Source organism: Acinetobacter apis, assembly GCF_900197575.1.
Lineage (GTDB): Bacteria > Pseudomonadota > Gammaproteobacteria > Pseudomonadales > Moraxellaceae > Acinetobacter > Acinetobacter apis.
The window spans coordinates 1-17,830 of the sequence record NZ_FZLN01000006.1; the positions used below are offsets into that span (position 1 = coordinate 1).

Below are 17,830 nucleotides of genomic sequence, written 5' to 3' on the forward strand. Positions count from 1 at the left end.
CCTTCCCGAACTCAGAAGTGAAACCTCTTTGCGCTGATGGTAGTGTGGGATTACCCATGTGAGAGTAAGTCATCGCCAGCATCTTATTCCTAAAAGCCCCCTCAATCGAGGGGGCTTTTTTTATATGCGTTATTTTATAATGAAAAAAGAGGTCAAATAGACCTCTTTAATTACAATGATCAGTTAACGAATGTTCCACTCTTTCACAAAACCAATGGTTAATTTTGCTGCGTTACGCTGTGCAACACCTGAACCAAAAAAAGCAGCCACATTTGGGTCGTGATCAGCACCGGCTAAATCAGATAAACTACGGAAGGCAATGAATGGAATATCGTTGGCATATGCCACTTGTGCGACCGCTGCTGTTTCCATATCTACATAATCACCTTGCATGGTTGTGTGCAGATAGTCACGGTATTTTGCATTGGCTAAGAATGAACCACTTGAAATACCACGCTGTCCCATGACAATTTTAGGTTGATAACAGTTATTTTTATCGCTACAAATCGCTTCTAATGGAATATTTGAGTGAATTGTATTGGCGATGTTCCACATGTTGGCATCAACAGCAAAACTACTTTTCATTTCGCCATAGGCTACAGGAATATTTTGATCACCAATTTTTGTAGTTAATGCGACATTCTGATAATTTGCAGCATTAATGACATTGGTTTGACGGAAGAACTGTTGTTGATAAGGTGGAATCGACTGATCCAATGCCAAACCTAAACAAGACACATCACCCGCTGAGCCACAAGCTGAAGGGAGGTCTGTGGTATTGGCAAAATAAATTTCATTTGGCGCCATCCAACCTTTTGCAATTACCACATCACCAACATGATAATTCGGGTTTAAGCTGCCTGCAATACCACTAAAAACTAAACCTTTAACTTGGAAATGGTCTGATAAAAGCTGAGTAGTCATGGCTGCATTTGTCATACTAATACCGCTTAAGGTAATGACCACTGCTTTATTTTCTAACTGACCTGTGGTGAATTTTTTACCGCGAATCAAATAGTCTTTTTTATCGGTCATGGATGCAAGTAGCAAGTCTGCTTCTTGTCCAAATGCAGCAATAATACCAAGTCTAGGTGTTGAATCTGTCAGGTATTGTGGGGAAGTAGTTACAGGAACAAATGTTTTTTTTGTGGTGTTCATTGATGAACAAGCCGCAAGGCTTGCCACAATGCCGACAGTACCAAGAACAGTCAGTAATTTTTTAAGCTGCATGGAGATTCTCTACACATAGTGATTTAAGCTTGGATATCATAATATAAAATCATTAGGTGTAGAGTTTAAATCTAAATTACGATGATTTTAACTTGTATTTAACATCGCGAAAGGCGGTTCTTACACCTTCTTCAAGCGTTGGGTGGTAAAAAGGCTGACTCAAAATATCACTGATAGTTGGTTTTTGATTTAAAATCCATGCTAAAAGGTGTGCGAGATGCTCACCATCTGTCACAAAAATTTCTGCACCCAAAAATACTTGGCTGGCTTTATCCACATAAACCTCAATACCTCCTACATTTTTTCCAAGCACAGTTGCACGGCCTTGGCTTTCATAAGATGCAAAACCCACTTCAAAATCAATGTTATTGTCTTTAAGCTGTTGGTATGACTGACCAACAAGGGCTATTTCTGGCGATGAAAACACAATGGATAAAGGTGCTAAATCTTTACCCTGTTTGACTTCAGGGTAACTAAATACATTTTTTACAGCAATTTTACCTTCATTTGATGCTTCATGTTGAACAGGCGTTGTGGTGTGCGCATCACCAACAATGAATATAGGGCGGTCAGCCAATTGTTTGGTATATTCATTAATAGGTAAGCTTTTAATGTCATCATAAGATGGATCAATTTGATCGAGTGCTAAACCATCAAGCAAAGATACTCGACCTGTGGCATTTAATACGTAATCTACAGCAATACTCTTTTTTTCATCACCCTGATTAAAATGAACTTGAACTTGATTGTCTTTCAGTTCAAATGATTCAGGAGTGGTTTCAAATAATACATTAAGCTGAGGCTGTAATGCTGTGTTAATCAATTCTTGAATTTTTGGACTTGTGGCATTGGCAATATTTTTACCGCGTGAAAATACAGTTGTCTCTACACCCAATTGATTTAAAGCCAAAGCAAGCTCAGTTGAAATTGCACCACTACCAATGACAGCAATAGAGGACGGTAGTTGTTCTAATTCAAAAATTGTGTCTGTAGTTAATAAACGATCACCAATCGCTTGCTGCCATTCATCATTTGGACGTGGTGTGGTGCCTACTGCAATAATAAATGCCTTTGCTTGATATTGTTGCCCGTTTACTTCGACAGTATTGTGATTGATAAAACGCGCTTTACCATTTATTTTGTGTTCTGCTTTCCAACCATCAACAGTTTTTTGCATACCACTGGTGAAACGATCACGATATTCTCTGACTCGTGGTAAAACGCCTGATAAATCAGCTTGCAGCTCAGCTTGAATACCGACTTTTGATAAGTTCTTGGCATCATGATATTGGTTTGCACTTGCAATCAACACCTTGCTTGGCATACAGCCCACACGCGCACAGGTGGTGTCCCAAGGACCATCATTAATAATCAGTAAGTTATCTGTTTGTCGTTTTGCAGCAGTATACGCGCTGATGCCTGCAGTACCTGCACCAATAATTATTAGATCGTAGCTCATAGTTGTTATTCATTGTTTGAGAGATGATCAATTCAATATAAACAAGTTTGCTAGGCATAACTTAATCGGTTGCATTTTTTTACACAGATCGAATGTTTCTATACAAGGGTGTCACGTCGTGTCTGAATTCAGCATGAGATTTGAGGAATGCTCTACATGAAATATTCAACAGACATGTCATGTAGAGATGTTTTGAAATGTTAGTCGTCTAATAAATCCATCTGTTTTGCAAGTTGGTACAGGTTATTTGAACGATTTCCTGTTCTACAAAACATTAAAATAGGTTTAGGCAACTCATTATAATGATTGGCAAAATTACGTACATCAAGTTCAGTAATTTGTCCTGCTACAATAGGTTGATAAACATAATCTAACCCTGCATTACGTGCAGCAACTTCTAAATCCGCACTAGTGGGTTGGCTGTCCCCAGCTTCTAAATCAGGACGGTTATTGATTACAGATTTAAAGCCTTTTTCAACCACTTGCACAACTTGTTCAGGTGTGATTTGTCCTGCAAAACCAACATCTTCACTCATAACGGACTCCATTTTAAAAAATTAAATAACAGCTAATGTTTTATCATAAATTATATGAAAAATAGATTTAATGATTGTATCAGCTTTCTTTTTTTTATGGCGATTCATATTGAAAATCAGTTTGATAAAGCGGGAAAGGTTTTTGTTGTTGAAATGAATCAGTTATAGTAGAGAAAAATTTACTTTGATTTAAATATGATAATTGTTTGTGCTTCATGTCTAGCAAAAAACCGTGTACCTGCTGAAAAACTGTCAGAGAAACCGACTTGTGGTCAGTGTCAAACTGCATTAGTGCCAGACCATGCTATTGAGTTAAACGAGCAAAATTTCAGTACATTCATTCAAAATACTGATTTACCTGTGATGATTGACTTGTGGGCTGAGTGGTGCGGACCATGTCGTGCAATGGCGCCACACTTTCAACATGCTGCTGCACAGTTTGATCATGTTATTTTTGCCAAAATTGATACTGAAAAAAATCCACGTTTAAGCCAAGCGTTTAATATTCGAAGCATTCCTACGTTAGTATTAATGAATAAAACAACGGAAGTGTCACGGATTAGTGGCTCGTTAAAAAGCCAAGATATTCAAGCTTGGGTTACGCAACAATTAAAATAATAAGGAGTCATTTTATGTCTAAAACACCCGAAGGTATTTTATCGCTACAAACCATTGCAATGCCTGCAGACACCAATTGGAGTGGTAATGTGTTTGGTGGTTGGATTGTGTCACAAATGGATTTAGCGGGGGCAATTCACGCTGAACGTTTAAGCCAAGGGCGCTGCGCTACCATTGCAATTAATGAAATGTCTTTTCTTGTGCCTGTGAAAGTAGGTGATGTCATCAGTTGCTATACTAAAATTTTAAAAGTGGGTAACACTTCGATTCAAATTCAGATTGAAGTTTGGGACAGTCATGACAGTTCACGCGAAGCAAGACGGGTAACTGCAGGAATTTTTACATTTGTTGCAATTGATGGTGATGGACATAAAAGAATCATCGCCAAATAAATAAAAAAGCCCATCAATTGGGCTTTTTTATGAAGATAATTAATCTTTAAAATTATTAAATTGCAACGGAATACCAAATTGCTGATCACGTAAAAAAGTCATTACTTGTTGTAATGTATCTCTTTTTTTATCAGTTACACGGATTTTATCGCCTTGAATCGATGATTGTGCTTTGATACCGCTTTCTTTAATCGCTTTGTTGATTTTTTTGGCAGTATCACTGTCTAAACCATCTTTCAGCTTAATGATTTGTACAAAATGCTTACCTGATGGTGCTGCTTTTTGCGGATCTAATGCTTGGATATCAATTTTTCTTTTGAAAAAATGTCCTTCGAGCATGGCATAAACTTGTTCACATTGAAAATCACTTTCTGTTGAGAGCTTAATTTCTTTGGCTTTTTCGTTCAACTCAATGGTGACATCTTGCCCACGAAAATCAAAACGAGTTGCGATTTCTTTTTGCGTGTTTTGTACCGCATGGTTTACTTCAAAAGTTTCTAATTCAGATACAATATCAAAAGATGGCATATCTTATACCTTTACAAATGGATGACATATCTGAGATGCTAAGAGGGTTTTCTTGATTTGCCAAGTGTTGTTTATATAAAAGGAGTAAAGAATGATCCGTAAACAAGAAATTACAACATTTGACTTTCCAAATGAGGCCATTATTTGGGATGTTCGTGATGAAAATGCATATGCAGAAAGTCATTTAAAAGCAGCCGTTAATCAGCCGATAGATACTTTGACTAAAGACAGTTTAGCAAATGTTGCAGCGGATCAGCCTATTTATATTTTATGTGGTGGGGGAAGTAAAGCGCCTCGTGCAGCTGAAATATTAGATCATTTAGACAGTAGTCGAGAATATGTGGTTCTCATGGGTGGCATGCGTGCAGTGAAAGCTGCGGGCATTGAAACCCAATCATAAAAAAAGCGCCTCGAGGCGCTTTTTTATTGATGAGCTGATCGATAATACGGTTTTTTAGGTTTAACTTTCTTTTGAAAACGACGTGGAGATAATTTGTTATATAACGTCACAGGCATTGGCATGAGCTCTCCTAAGATCTCTGCAACCAATAATTCAGCACACAATGGGGCAAATAAAAAGCCCTTAGACCCTAAACCTGAAAAGGTATAAATCTGATCGCGATCGCTGATTGAGCCGACCACAGGCAAATAATCGGCTGTTTGTGCACGCAAGCTCGCCCGACCTTGCCATACGCTTAACTCAGGAAGCTTTGCTGCAAAATGAGGGTAAACTGACTGGATTAAACGCAGATTATGTTGATGGTCATCCATAGTAACTGTTTTATCTGTACAGTTGGGCTGAAATGATGCCCCGATAATTAACTGATCTACACTTAAAGGTGCGATATATCCGCCATAGCTATATGCGATGTCAGGTCTATTGTCTTTTTCGAGCTTAAACCAACTGACCTGACCTCGGATGGGTTTTAATGTAGGATGTGTAGGAATGATGTGCTGACTTTGTTCAGCAACACACGAGATGACACGATCCGCATGATAACTTGTTCCTGTCGTACTTTCTAACACCACAGAGTGTTCATGTTCTTTTAAGGAAGCAATTTGAGCTTGATGCAACGTGATTTTTGGATGTTGTAGAATTTGCTCTTTAAGTTGTTCGGGTAGAATGTAACCTGCTTGATTTAATTTACCTGCTTGATAGTCAGACTGAAACATGCCGTGCGTTTGATCGGACACTGTAGTGAGTGTCTGCTTAGGATATTCTTGTTGCCGTACTATAAATTCACCTGTGTGTTTTAAATCACTTTGTTGCACTGAAATCGGGGTAAATGCGTTAAATTGAGAGTAATGCGCTAGAGCATACTGCCAACTGAGCACCATTAAATGTTTATGGGCTTGTGATATTGGACACAGCTTAGGATTGAGTAATGCAAGTGGGTTGCCTGATGCACCCGACAATGGTGTATGTTGTTCAAAAATTTGGATATGGCATCCACGCTGTGCAAATGCCCAAGCTGCAGTTAAGCCTGCAATACCTGCACCAACAATAGCAATATTTAATGGTTGATGTGGATGGGTGGTGCTGACATGCTCAGGAAAGTAAATACCTTTTAGCATTTGACGTTTATGACCAAAACCTTTTGGTCGTGTAATACTGACGCCATAGTCGGTTAAACCACGTTTTAAAATACCTGCAACACTAAATGATGCAAATGTTGTTCCTGTACCTGACAACCGCACCACGTGCTTTAAAATATGTTCTTGCCATAATTCAGGATTACACGACGGTGCAAAACCATCTAAAAACCATGCATTGATAGCCCGTGTTTTATGAATCAATGGAAAGATATCTTCTGCATCGCCTAACCATAAATCTAGACTAAAACGTTCATTTGGGAAATGTAATCGATGGCAACCTGGTGTTAACTGAGGATATTGCTCAAGTAAGCTGTCTGCTAAAGGTTTGAGTTCAGGCCATGCTGCTAAAGCACGGGTTAAATCGTGCTTGGTGAGAGGGTATTTTTCAACACTCATGGCATGTAAATGGCTCTGATTGTCTGGTCGAACACGTTGCCATAGTTGCCAAAGGGCCAAAATATTTAGCCCTGTACCAAAACCTGTTTCAGCTACAGTAAAATAGTCATGGGATGTGAGTTGGCTTAATCGTGTGTCTAAGTCATTTCCTGCTAAAAAGACATGACGTGTTTCTAATAACCCATTGTCTTTAGAAAAATAAACATCACCGAATTGAGTTGATACTGGAATATCAATGCCATCAATATGCTGCCATGTCAGTTCTGCTGTTTCGATACGACCAAACACTAAAGAATCCTTGCAATTACCACTGGCGACGACGTTTGGTATAAATATAGCCTGCCAATAAAAAACCAATTAAGACACCAATGCCAAGTGTTGCTGCACCATACATAAAGAGTTGTGCTGTACGTTCACTTTGCAAAACTTGTACTTGTACACCAAGATTGTCGGTTTTGAGCTGTAAAGCTTGGTTTTCAGCCAATGCAGCTAAGTTGGCTTTTTCAAGTTGCTGCATACGTGACTCTTGATTTTTCACCAAAGCTTTAATTTTTGCATCTTCTTCTGCTTTTTTTTGGGCCAATTGAGCAGGAGAGTTAGGCTCAACGAGTGATGGATTGGCATTCACCACAGGTTTTGCAGGTGCAGTACCTACAGTTTGAGGTATTGGTGTTACTGCACCTGTTGTGGTAACCGGATTGGGCTCTGCCCAAGCAAGAGAAGAGGTCAACAATACAAGACTGCTAAAACTTGCCACAAAAACACGCATATTATGACCCTGTAGGGAAAACTTGGATAAATGGTTTAACATCAATGTCTTTATATACACCTGCTTCCAAGTAAGGCTCTTGTTTTAGCCATTCATCTAAGGCTTCACGGCTTGGAAAATCAACAACTAAGGTGCTGCCATAAAAACCTGCACTTAAGTCGTCTGCATTTTTAGGCATTGGGCCTGCTAAAATTAATCCACCATCTTCTTGTAGCTGTTCTAAGCGTTTGAGATGTGCTGGTCGTGCAGCAAATCGTTTTTCTAGTACATTGTCATGATCTGTGCATGTCACAATAAATAAAGCCATGAGATATCCTTATTGTTCAGGGTTTTTGAAATGTTTTCTTAAAATAATAAATTGAATAATGATAAAAGAGAACATCACAATCATATCGCCAAATGAGGTAAATTCACCCCAATATTTGCCTTGCATAAATAAAAATGCAAAGAAAATATGCAAAGATGACATCACAATAAACATTGCAGCCCATGCATAGTTTAAATTGCGCCATCCTTTCGTTGTTAATTCTAAAAATGGACCAAATAAACGTTGAATCAGTGGGATACCTTGTTTATTAAAGAGTGGAGAAAGTAAAAAAGCGCCTGCAAATAAAATGTTTAATAGCACAGCTTTTAAGCGGATATAGAAGTCATCACTAAGCATGAGCGTAATACCGCCAAAAATGACGGTCATAAATAGAATCAGCCACTGCTGTTTTTCTAGACGGAACTTTTGAAAGACAAAAAGGGCAGTATAAACCACAACCATTGAGATAATCAGTGCTGCTGTTGCCACCAAAATATTGTTATTATCCACCCCACCTGTTGAACCAATCAATTCTAAAATTGGATGATGTGTATTTTTAGGATCAACAGTTTTATAAAAATAGAAAAAAATGATGAGGGGAATAAAGTCCAAAAGTGCTTTCATGTTAAAGTGTTTAATCCTATCTCGCGAGTCGTATAGTATAATATGCAGAGTATCGATTTACATACACATAGCAATATTTCTGATGGTGAGTTAACCCCTGAAGCCTTAGTGCAAAAAGCATTTGCAACTGGGCTGCATACTTTAGCATTAACTGACCATGATTCAATGGATGGCGTTCAGCGGGCCCAAATTGCGGCTGCTGAATGTGGTATACGCATCATTCCTGGGGTAGAAATATCCAGCCAATGGTCAAGACCATCGACCAATAAAGTGTATGGTGTGCATATTGTGGCATTAAATATGGCTGAGCCAGCATCACTAGATCACGTATTAAATCAGCAAAAACATGTTCGGGCCATTCGCGCACAACAGATTTGTGAAAAACTCGAAAAAATATTGAAGCATGACTTTTATCCTGAGATCTTAGCAATGGCAGATGGACATGCAGATCGGATTACCCGAAGTCATATTGCTCAAGCACTTTTAGCAAACCGTGTTGTGAATCGACTGCAACAAGCATTTGATCGCTTTTTGAAAGAAGGCAAGCCTGCATTTGTTGCATTTAATTGGCTCAGTTTAGAAGAAACAATCTGTGCAATTCAAGAGGCGAAAGGTATTTCAGTTTTAGCACATCCGACCAAATATAACTTATCTGCAACCAATGTACGTTATATGGTGGAGCGATTTGCACAGCATGGTGGTCATGCAATTGAACTCCCACCCATGTCTGAACCAGCATCGACACGGCAAATGATTGATCGTTTAGCCGAGCAGTTTAGTTTAAAAGTTTCTATTGGAAGTGATTTTCATGGTTCCCATATGCCTTGGCTAAAGCTTGGACATACGCCTCAGCCAAAGCCACATCAGTTGGGTGTGTGGGAAGCATTTAGTTGATTATAAAAGATTATGATTTTTAACTTCGATGGGCGGTGGTAATGGCTGTCCCAAAGAAGTTAATAATTCACGTTCAATTAATCGCACGATAGAGTCAAGAGGTAAGTCATTATTTTGTACACCAAAAGGTTCTTCTAATTCCGCACCAAGTTTATCTAAACCTAAAAACAAATATGCCAATAAACATACCAATAAAGGCGTAAATAAACCAAGTACAGAGCCAAGGCAAAAAGGCAATAGAAAACAAAAACAATACACAGCACGGTTAAGCAGCACCAAATATGCATAAGGCAATGGGGTACTTGCAATACGATCACAACCTGATTGGACTGCGCCTAGCTCAATAATATGCGTATTGACTTGGGTATAAAAAATATCGCTAATTTCACCCGCTCGGTAAGACGCAAGTAATTCTTCTTGCATTAAGCCCAAAATGTATTGTGGTGCATTAACGTGTTGGTCTAAATACAAGAGTGTTTCTTGATCGAGCTGTAAGGTTTCGATGAATTGTTCAAGGTCAGCAGTTTGTTGACGTAAACGATCACGCAATACATTGGCAAAGGCAATGGTATGATGAATTAAACATTCTCGCCGTGCAGCAGGCAATACTTTGCTGTTACGGTCTAAATGCCTTGAGCTTGCAATGAGCGAGCCCCACAGCTTACGACCTTCCCACCATCTGTCATAGCTTGCATTGTTTCTGAACACTAAAAAAATTGAAATAATGACGCCAAAAATAGTAAAGCCACCGCTAGTTGGAATTTGCGGGACGTGAATGATCTGCAAAAAAGATAAAACCTCAACCACAAGTGAGATGATAAATAACATCATCATTTGCGGGACGACTTGAGGCAATACGGTTCCTTTCCATGCAAACAAGATTTTGAAAATGTTATTTTTATCGCGAATGATCATATTAAAATACGGGTGTTAACCTCATGGTAATGTAAATATTAATGTGTAATTAAACCATGTTCTAAGAAAGAGAATGAACTGGTTGGCGATATTATACAATGATCAATTAAATTAATTTCAAGTAAATGACAAGTCTGCTGAATTTTCTTGGTGAGCTGAAGGTCAGATTGAGATGGCTTGGCAACAGCAAATGGATGCGTATGGCAAATAATAATTTGTGATGCATGAGATTCAATGATGTAGCGAGTAAAGGTATTCATGGAAAAATGGCATTGATTCAGCGATCCAAAAAACAGCTTTTTAAAGTGTAATTGATTTAAATCCGCATCTAAACACAATACAGCAAAGACTTCTTGTTTCTCTCCTTGTAGCTGATAACGTAAAAATTTGATGACGTTTTCTGCACAATCAAAAGACTGTTTACCCGATGAATAATCATTCTCGACATAACGCCGTCCCAATTCTTTCACTGCCATGAGCTGTGCATACTTGGTGCTCCCAATGCCATGAAAAGCCGTGAGGTCAGCCATTGAACAATCAAAAATTGGATTTAAGCCGCCAAAATGCTGAATCAATTGTCGTGAAAGCTCAACTGCTGAGTGTTGTTTTGAGCCAGATCGTAGAAAAATTGCCAATAATTCAGCATCGGATAAACTTTCTGCACCTTGTTTGAGTAAGCGTTCACGTGGACGCTCTTGTACAGGCCATGATTTGATAGAACAGTGAAGAGGATGCATTCGTAGATACCGTTTGCTGTGCTTTACACTTGGGAGAATCTCTATTTAATGCTATTGTTCACCTCACTGCAAGACAAAGAGTAGTCTGTTTGTGAATTATTTAGAAATAAATTCAAGTAAAAACATTATCTTGGCGGTTACAGGTGGCATTGCTGCCTATAAAAGCGCGATATTGGTTCGCCGTTTGAAAGATTATGGTTTTCATGTGCGTGTGGTCATGACCCAAGGGGCGCAGGCCTTTATTACACCGCTCACATTCCAAGCATTGTCTGGAAATTCTGTACATACCGCATTGTTAGATTCAGATGCAGAAGCAGGCATGGGGCACATTGAGCTCGCACGCTGGGCTGACTTGGTTTTAGTTGCACCTGCCAGCTGTAATACCATTGCAAGATGTGCACATGGTCTAGCAGATGACTTGCTGTCGACATTGTATTTGGCCACTAAAGCACCAGTATGGATTGCACCTGCGATGAATCAGCAAATGTGGGCTGCAAAATCTACACAACGGAATTTATCGATTTTAAAAGCAGACGGTGTACATATTATTACCCCTGATTCAGGTGCACAAGCATGTGGCGATGTTGGATTAGGCCGTATGCCTGAGCCTGAAGTCATTGCAGAACAGGTTCATGCTTATTTTCAGCAAACACAAAATACAACATCGCTTGGCATGTTGGCGGGTAAACGTGTGGCAATTACCGCAGGACCAACACGTGAGGCGATTGATCCTGTGCGTTATATTTCAAATCAAAGCACAGGTAAAATGGGATTTGCTTTGGCAGAGGCCTGTTATGCGGCAGGAGCTGAGGTCACTTTAATTGCAGGGCCAGTATGTTTAAGTACACCATATGGGGTCAAGCGAAAGAATGTGGTGTCAGCAGCAGACATGCTCGCGCAAAGCATGGATGCACTCGAGACAGGCTGTGATATCTTCATTGCAACAGCTGCTGTGGCGGATTACCGTGTCGATGACATTGCAACACAAAAAATTAAAAAAATTGGTGATACTTTAGATTTAGAATTGGTGAAAAACCCAGATATTGTTGCAACAATTGCAGAACAAGCCCAGCGTCCATTTATGGTGGGTTTTGCAGCAGAAACACAGCATCTTGAAGATTATGCCAATGGCAAATTGGTCAATAAAAAGTTAGATATGATTGCTTGTAACGATGTCTCGCGTAAAGACATTGGCTTTGCTTCTGATGATAATGCAATGGTGGTGTTTTTTGCTAAGAAGTATGCCATGCCTGCACGCACTTTAGAGAAAGCACCTAAACTTGAGATTGCGCATGCATTGGTTGAGTCAATTGCACAGGCACTTCAAACACAAGCTTAATATAATGATTAAGCAGCCAAGTTATTGGTTGCTTAATCGTGTTTTATTTAAATAATACAGCCGAGCAAGTAATAAAACACAGGCTATAGATAAACCAATAATTAAGCCAATCCAAATAAATTCTGCACCTTGTCCATTAAAGCGAATCCAATAAATACTCAAAGGTAATGTAATGCCCCAATAAGCAAATAATGTGACCCACATCGGTGACTTGGTATCTTGCATACCACGCAAACAACCTGATGCACTCATTTGTAATCCATCGACCAATTGATACATGACACAAAAGCTAAGTAAATAGATGGTAATGGTGGCAACATGGGCATCATCAGTATATAGCGCGGTTAATTCTGATTTAAAGACAATTAAAAATGCCATAATCAAAAATGCCATACTTGCAGCCGTGATTAAACCTAGAATTTGAATTTGTTTTAATGCTGCCCAGTTTTTTTCGCCATAATATGTTCCTACTCGAATGCTCAGTGCAATGCCTAGGGATAAAGGAATAGTAAACAATTGGCTTGTAATAGAAATCGCAATTTGATGTGCTGCAACCACTGTTTCACCAAGCACACTAATGATGATCGCAGCCATTGAAAATACACTGACTTCAAAAAACAGCGCTAATCCGATGGGCAATCCTAAAAAAAAGACTTTTTGAATAAGTGCTTTAGAAAAGGGTTGCCATTGAGAAAAAATGCCATCTTCTTGATAAATTGATGCTTTAGAAATATAAGTTGCTAAGCACAATAGCATTAACCATTGTAAAACAGCAGTTGCAATTCCGCAGCCAGCACTGCCAAGTGCAGGCAATGGACCGATGCCATGCATAAATAAATAATTTAATGGAACCAACACCACAAGTGATGCCAAACTCAAGAAAGTCACAGGGCGAGGGTAACCCAGTGCTTCAGAATAACAGCGCAATACGGTATATATACATACAGCAGGTAAACCAAACGCAATGCTGTGCAAAAATAGGCTTGCTTTAGGATGAAGCGAAGCAGGTACTTTTAACCAAGGAAGTAAGAGTGGCATCAGTTGCAAAATGACAAAGGCAACCAGACCTAAGATGGCGGCTAAACGCATGGCATGTTGTACCAAAGCTGCCAATTGATGTCGTTGCTTTGCACCTGTGGCTTCTGCAACCAAAGGGGTGGTGGCTAAAATGATTCCTGTGAATAACAACATGACAGGCAGCCAAATTCCAACACCAACCGCGATGGCAGCCAAATCGATTGAAGAAAACCGTCCAGCCATAATGGTATCAATAAAACCTAAGCCTGCTTGCGCAAATTGCGTAATTAAAATCGGGATCATCAGCCCAAATAATCGTTTGAGCTCATTCCATGTTGAAGCAATTTGCATGGGGTATCCTTAATTCATAACATGTCATTATTTTAATGATGAAAGTTTTGAAGTACTGCCAATGTCATAGAATGACTTTTATGATGGCAAAATTAATTCTTCTTGAATCATTATGCGGCGAAATTTAATCTGCCATGCAATCATTTTATATAAAAATAAGTACCAATTTGTGGTTCATTTTAAGTTGGTTGCTGCGTAAATGGTTGCATTATAGACCAACCTGCTGTTCAAATAACATGACATGATTCCTTTGAATAAAAACTTCAAAATGATTGAGGGCATGATAATATTTGCGCTGATGAATTTTATGTCGCATAGAGTACTTTTTTGACTTCATTGATCCCGCAAAATATTCCCCTTTCGTTATATATTCACATGCCATGGTGTGTGAAAAAATGCCCATATTGTGACTTTAATTCACATACTGTGCCAGATGGAGCTTTATCAGATTCTCTTGAGCAGTCTTATTTGGCTGCATTAGTGGCTGATTTTGAAACGCAAGTGGCTTATGCTCAAGGCCGAGAAATTGAAAGTGTTTTTATTGGTGGAGGCACGCCATCATTGATCTCAGCTGCAGGATATGAATGGTTATTTCAGCAACTTAAAGCTCGATTAACCTTTACAGCCTCATGTGAAATTACATTAGAAGCAAATCCAGGCACTTTAGAGCATCAACCTTTTGAAGATTATTTGGCTGTTGGCATCAATCGCTTATCACTTGGTGTGCAGACATTTGATGCGGATCATTTACAGCGTTTAGGTCGAATTCATTCTGCAGCTCATGCAGTCAGTGCCATTGAGAATGCCAAACTTGCGGGTTTTGAACGTTTAAATGTTGACTTGATGCATGGCTTACCTGAACAAACGCTTGACCAAGCATTATTTGATTTAAAGCAAGCTGTTGAAGCCGGTGCAACACATATTTCATGGTATCAACTAACCATTGAGCCCAATACGGTATTCTTCCGTACGCAGCCTACTTTACCGGATGAATCAACTTTATTTGATATTCAATCTAGCGGAGAAGCTTATTTACGTGCACAGGGTTTTATTCAATATGAAGTATCTGCATGGCGTAAAGAAGCACCATCTCAGCATAATGTAAATTATTGGCAGTTTGGTGACTATTTAGCCATTGGGGCAGGGGCGCATGGCAAGGTCACACAAGCAGATGGGGTTTATCGATTTCAAAAAACACGTATGCCAAAAGATTATTTGTCACAAACCCCCGCTGCCATGGTGCAGTTTCAACAAGTTCAAGCTGATGATTTGCCTTTTGAATTTATGATGAATGCATTACGTTTAAATACAGGTGTACCACAATCATTTTATGCTGCACGTACAGGCATCCATTTCGACACCATTGCTACACAAGTGCATCATTTACAGCAAAAAGGCTTGATGTTAGATCAAGCTGATACTTTGGCTTGTACAAGCCATGGGCATCAGTTTTTAAATACCGTGCTTGAGTCTTTTTTATAATTGAGGTTTGATTGATCAAACCTCAAATTAAATATTATTTGGTTAAATAAAATCTTTTAATGCAGGCTTAACGCCATTCCAAATATAAAATGACTCGATGGCTTGTCCAACTAACATTCCAAAGCCATCACTTGTTGGAACAGCTCGCGCTTTTGCCTGATCTAAAAAAGTCGATGGCTTACCATATGCCATTTCATAGGCATATGAAAATTCAAGTGTAGCAGGTAAATTTAGGGCATCACCTGTGAGTGATGCTGAGGTCGCATTGATCACAATGTCAAATGAACCTTGTAATTGATCAAGCGCAATGGCCTCAAGCGATGTTGTGGTGGGTAATGCAGGTGCAACATCTTGAATGAGTTGTTCTGCACGTGCAAGGGTTCGGTTTGCAATGACAATCTGTTTTGCGCCAGCCATCGCAAGAGGATATACCACCCCACGTGTTGCGCCACCTGCACCTAAAATTAAAATTCGACTGTCTTTTAATGGCCATTTTAACGTCAATATAGCATCAACCAAACCTTGTCCATCTGTGTTGTCACCATATAACTTTTGGTTTTCCATCCATAAGGTGTTCACCGCTTTTGCAATGGTTGCACGTGGTGTGAGTACATCACAGCGCTGAAAAGCATGTTCTTTAAATGGTACAGTGACATTTAAGCCTTGACCACCTGTATGAAAAAAATGCTCGATGGTTTGCTCAAAAGCATCAATTTCTGCGAATAGTTTATCGTATGTTATATTTAAGTGGGTGCTCTTGGCAAAAGATGTGTGTAGTTCAGGTGAGCGTGAGTGTTGAATAGGGTTTCCAATTACCGCAAACTTTTTAGGTGTTGATGTCATGATCTTATGGCCTAGAATGAGTCAATTAAATAGTTGAATAAAAAAGAAAATTATTGTGAATTTATAGGCAATCAAATGATTTGTAAATAAATAATGTAAGTGATGTTGTGCAAAAAGTAACATTATATTTTTGTATTTTCTAGCATTCAGCATATAATCAACCTCATGTACATCATGAAGTTTTCATAAAAAAATAGCCCAATAATTAGAACGATCAATAAATATTTGAGTGCTATATGACATAACAATAAGTTGGGACGCCAAAGGAGCATGATCATGTCTATCAATCCCATTGAACTTTTACAACAAAAGGTGACGCCTCAAGTTGTGAATCAACATCAGCTTGAAATTGATGCCGATAAAAAATCTTCTTTATTATCACAATTCTATCCAATTTTACTCTCTGTTTTGCATAAACATCCTAATCGATTAAAATCGACGACTCATGCTGAACCGAATGTAAATAACCTTGAATTATTATTTGTTTCAGAACAAGAAACTGTTAAAAAATTAGTTCAAAGCTTTGCTAAGCATCATAGCTTGCCAGTGCCTACTATTGAGTCACTCTTTAATCAAGCCATTCCACTGAGTGTGCAAGCATTAAAACAAGAAGCCGGTGGTGAAGATAAAGTTGTTCCTTATTTATCTAGTCATATTGACGCCATTGCAAGTAAGTTTCCAGCATGGGCATCAGGCTTATTGCCTATTTTAGGTTTAGACACCTTATTTGCTAAAAACAATACATCGCAACATGTTTATACCCGTAAAAATGATGAACCAGGCATTTTAAGAAAAGTATTGCCTTTGGCTGCCATTGCTGTACTTGCCATTATTGTCTTCTTTCTTTTACGGTCATGTGAAAAAGTTGCGCCAGTGACAACAGATGTACCAAAACCAATGGGTGCTTCAGAGCCGACTTTGGGTACATCAGATGTTGATCAGCATAAAGAACCATCAAGCTTATCTTTGGTGTCAGGCACAGGCAATGAAGTTCAAGCGTGTCATGCCAATGTGGGTAATAATGCTGTACCTGCAGCAATTCAGGCAGTGGTTGCAAAAGTATTTAATCCAAAAGCAAAATGTGAAGTGACGACAGATCAGGTCTATGCAGAAACATTACCAGGCTTTGATAAATTAGAAGCTATTTTAACTGAAATTAAAAATGTACCAAACGCAAGTATTGATTGGAAAGGCGATCAAATTAGCATTAATGCACCAGACAAAAATGTTGTACAAGGTTTGGTTGATAAAATTAAAGCACATGTTCCTGAATTGAAAGTGAATGCAGCAGAGCCATTGAATGTTGAACAATCTGTTTCAAACAGTATCACTGAAAGTAAACAAGCGTTGGCATTATTGGGTGAAGATGCAACACCACAGGCTATTGCACGTGCATTAAATATTCAAATTATCAATTTCCCAACGGCTTCACGTGAAATTCCACCACGTAATAAAGAAATTTTAGATGCAGCAGCAACTTTAATTAAAAATGTCCCTAACGTGAAATTGATTGCAGAAGGGTATACGGATTCGAGTGGTAATGCTGAAGCGAATAAAAAATTATCACAACGCCGTGCACAATCTGTAGTAGATTATTTAGTGACTCAAGGTGTAAATCCTGAGAAATTAGAGGCGGTAGGTTATGGTGCAGAAAACCCAATTGCAGATAATGTGACTGACCAAGGCAAGTTTAGAAATCGTCGCATTGAGTTTAAAGTGATTGACACAAGAAGTGGTCAAACTGCAGTGGTGAACGAAGAGCATGCTCAAACAACAACAGCACATGAAAGCTCTTAA

The 17,830-nt window shown here is 38.9% G+C and carries 19 protein-coding genes and 1 rRNA gene; 8 read left to right on the forward strand and 12 right to left on the reverse strand.

The window, feature by feature from the left end; all coding sequences use genetic code 11:
• Positions 1-81, forward strand: a 5S ribosomal RNA gene (rrf, locus tag CFY84_RS11410); the annotation flags it as partial.
• Between the two features lie 102 nt (positions 82-183).
• Here rrf and CFY84_RS10465 read toward each other — a convergent pair.
• From CFY84_RS10465 to CFY84_RS10475, 3 genes are all read right to left on the reverse strand, one after another.
• Positions 184-1,230 (reverse strand): 5'-methylthioadenosine/S-adenosylhomocysteine nucleosidase, encoded by a 1,047-nt coding sequence (locus CFY84_RS10465; protein ID WP_088824298.1) that lies wholly within the window; start codon positions 1,228-1,230, stop codon positions 184-186.
• 76 nt (positions 1,231-1,306) lie between these two features.
• Positions 1,307-2,689: a dihydrolipoyl dehydrogenase gene (locus tag CFY84_RS10470; RefSeq protein ID WP_088824299.1), complete on the reverse strand. Its 1,383-nt coding sequence runs from the start codon at positions 2,687-2,689 to the stop codon at positions 1,307-1,309.
• A 200-nt stretch (positions 2,690-2,889) separates the two neighbouring features.
• A complete protein-coding gene (locus CFY84_RS10475) occupies positions 2,890-3,225 on the reverse strand; it encodes a TIGR01244 family sulfur transferase (RefSeq protein ID WP_088824300.1) in 336 nt (111 codons plus the stop codon).
• 195 nt (positions 3,226-3,420) lie between these two features.
• Here CFY84_RS10475 and trxC point away from each other — a divergent pair, with 195 nt between their 5' ends.
• Positions 3,421-3,843: a thioredoxin TrxC gene (gene trxC / locus CFY84_RS10480; RefSeq protein WP_088824301.1), complete on the forward strand. Its 423-nt coding sequence runs from the start codon at positions 3,421-3,423 to the stop codon at positions 3,841-3,843.
• Between the two features lie 14 nt (positions 3,844-3,857).
• Positions 3,858-4,235 carry an acyl-CoA thioesterase gene (locus CFY84_RS10485; protein WP_088824302.1) on the forward strand — a complete coding sequence of 126 codons (378 nt, stop codon included), beginning with the start codon at positions 3,858-3,860 and terminating at the stop codon, positions 4,233-4,235.
• A 39-nt stretch (positions 4,236-4,274) separates the two neighbouring features.
• Here the strand turns inward: CFY84_RS10485 and CFY84_RS10490 are convergent, their stop codons facing one another.
• Entirely contained in the window at positions 4,275-4,763 is a 489-nt protein-coding gene (locus tag CFY84_RS10490; protein ID WP_088824303.1) for a YajQ family cyclic di-GMP-binding protein, read from the reverse strand.
• A gap of 91 nt (positions 4,764-4,854) precedes the next feature.
• Between CFY84_RS10490 and CFY84_RS10495 the strand changes: the two genes are divergently transcribed.
• A complete protein-coding gene (locus CFY84_RS10495; RefSeq protein WP_088824304.1) occupies positions 4,855-5,163 on the forward strand; it encodes a rhodanese-like domain-containing protein in 309 nt (102 codons plus the stop codon).
• 23 nt (positions 5,164-5,186) lie between these two features.
• Here CFY84_RS10495 and mnmC read toward each other — a convergent pair whose 3' ends face one another.
• Genes mnmC through CFY84_RS10515 form a run of 4 tightly spaced genes read right to left on the reverse strand, consistent with a single transcriptional unit; the run spans position 5,187 to position 8,455 of the window.
• Positions 5,187-7,043, reverse strand: a complete 1,857-nt coding sequence (gene mnmC / locus CFY84_RS10500) for an FAD-dependent 5-carboxymethylaminomethyl-2-thiouridine(34) oxidoreductase MnmC (RefSeq protein WP_088824305.1) — start codon at positions 7,041-7,043, stop codon at positions 5,187-5,189.
• 16 nt (positions 7,044-7,059) lie between these two features.
• Entirely contained in the window at positions 7,060-7,524 is a 465-nt protein-coding gene (locus CFY84_RS10505) for a hypothetical protein (RefSeq protein WP_088824306.1), read from the reverse strand.
• A gap of 1 nt (position 7,525) precedes the next feature.
• Positions 7,526-7,831 (reverse strand): YciI family protein, encoded by a 306-nt coding sequence (locus CFY84_RS10510; RefSeq protein WP_088824307.1) that lies wholly within the window; start codon positions 7,829-7,831, stop codon positions 7,526-7,528.
• A gap of 9 nt (positions 7,832-7,840) precedes the next feature.
• Positions 7,841-8,455 (reverse strand): septation protein IspZ, encoded by a 615-nt coding sequence (locus CFY84_RS10515; protein ID WP_088824308.1) that lies wholly within the window; start codon positions 8,453-8,455, stop codon positions 7,841-7,843.
• A 42-nt stretch (positions 8,456-8,497) separates the two neighbouring features.
• Between CFY84_RS10515 and CFY84_RS10520 the strand changes: the two genes are divergently transcribed.
• Positions 8,498-9,349, forward strand: coding sequence for a PHP domain-containing protein (locus CFY84_RS10520; RefSeq protein WP_088824309.1), 852 nt, complete (start codon positions 8,498-8,500; stop codon positions 9,347-9,349).
• On the opposite strand, the gene CFY84_RS10525 is transcribed toward CFY84_RS10520, so the two are convergent.
• Positions 9,350-10,264 carry a bestrophin family protein gene (locus CFY84_RS10525; protein WP_088824310.1) on the reverse strand — a complete coding sequence of 305 codons (915 nt, stop codon included), beginning with the start codon at positions 10,262-10,264 and terminating at the stop codon, positions 9,350-9,352.
• 38 nt (positions 10,265-10,302) lie between these two features.
• Positions 10,303-11,001: a RadC family protein gene (radC, locus tag CFY84_RS10530; RefSeq protein ID WP_088824311.1), complete on the reverse strand. Its 699-nt coding sequence runs from the start codon at positions 10,999-11,001 to the stop codon at positions 10,303-10,305.
• A gap of 91 nt (positions 11,002-11,092) precedes the next feature.
• On the opposite strand from radC, the gene coaBC reads away from it, so the two are divergent.
• The gene (gene coaBC / locus CFY84_RS10535) at positions 11,093-12,340 is read left to right on the forward strand and encodes a bifunctional phosphopantothenoylcysteine decarboxylase/phosphopantothenate--cysteine ligase CoaBC (RefSeq protein WP_088824312.1); all 1,248 of its coding nucleotides are present in this window, start codon (positions 11,093-11,095) and stop codon (positions 12,338-12,340) included.
• 21 nt (positions 12,341-12,361) lie between these two features.
• Here coaBC and CFY84_RS10540 read toward each other — a convergent pair whose 3' ends face one another.
• A complete protein-coding gene (locus CFY84_RS10540) occupies positions 12,362-13,708 on the reverse strand; it encodes an MATE family efflux transporter (protein WP_088824313.1) in 1,347 nt (448 codons plus the stop codon).
• Positions 13,709-14,035: 327 nt separating this feature from the next.
• Here CFY84_RS10540 and hemW point away from each other — a divergent pair, with 327 nt between their 5' ends.
• Complete coding sequence (gene hemW, locus CFY84_RS10545; protein ID WP_088824314.1) at positions 14,036-15,190, forward strand: radical SAM family heme chaperone HemW; 1,155 nt, start codon at positions 14,036-14,038, stop codon at positions 15,188-15,190.
• A gap of 42 nt (positions 15,191-15,232) precedes the next feature.
• Here the strand turns inward: hemW and aroE are convergent, their stop codons facing one another.
• The gene (gene aroE / locus CFY84_RS10550; RefSeq protein WP_088824315.1) at positions 15,233-16,033 is read right to left on the reverse strand and encodes a shikimate dehydrogenase; all 801 of its coding nucleotides are present in this window, start codon (positions 16,031-16,033) and stop codon (positions 15,233-15,235) included.
• Positions 16,034-16,309: 276 nt separating this feature from the next.
• Between aroE and CFY84_RS10555 the strand changes: the two genes are divergently transcribed.
• The gene (locus CFY84_RS10555) at positions 16,310-17,830 is read left to right on the forward strand and encodes an OmpA family protein (RefSeq protein WP_228149640.1); all 1,521 of its coding nucleotides are present in this window, start codon (positions 16,310-16,312) and stop codon (positions 17,828-17,830) included.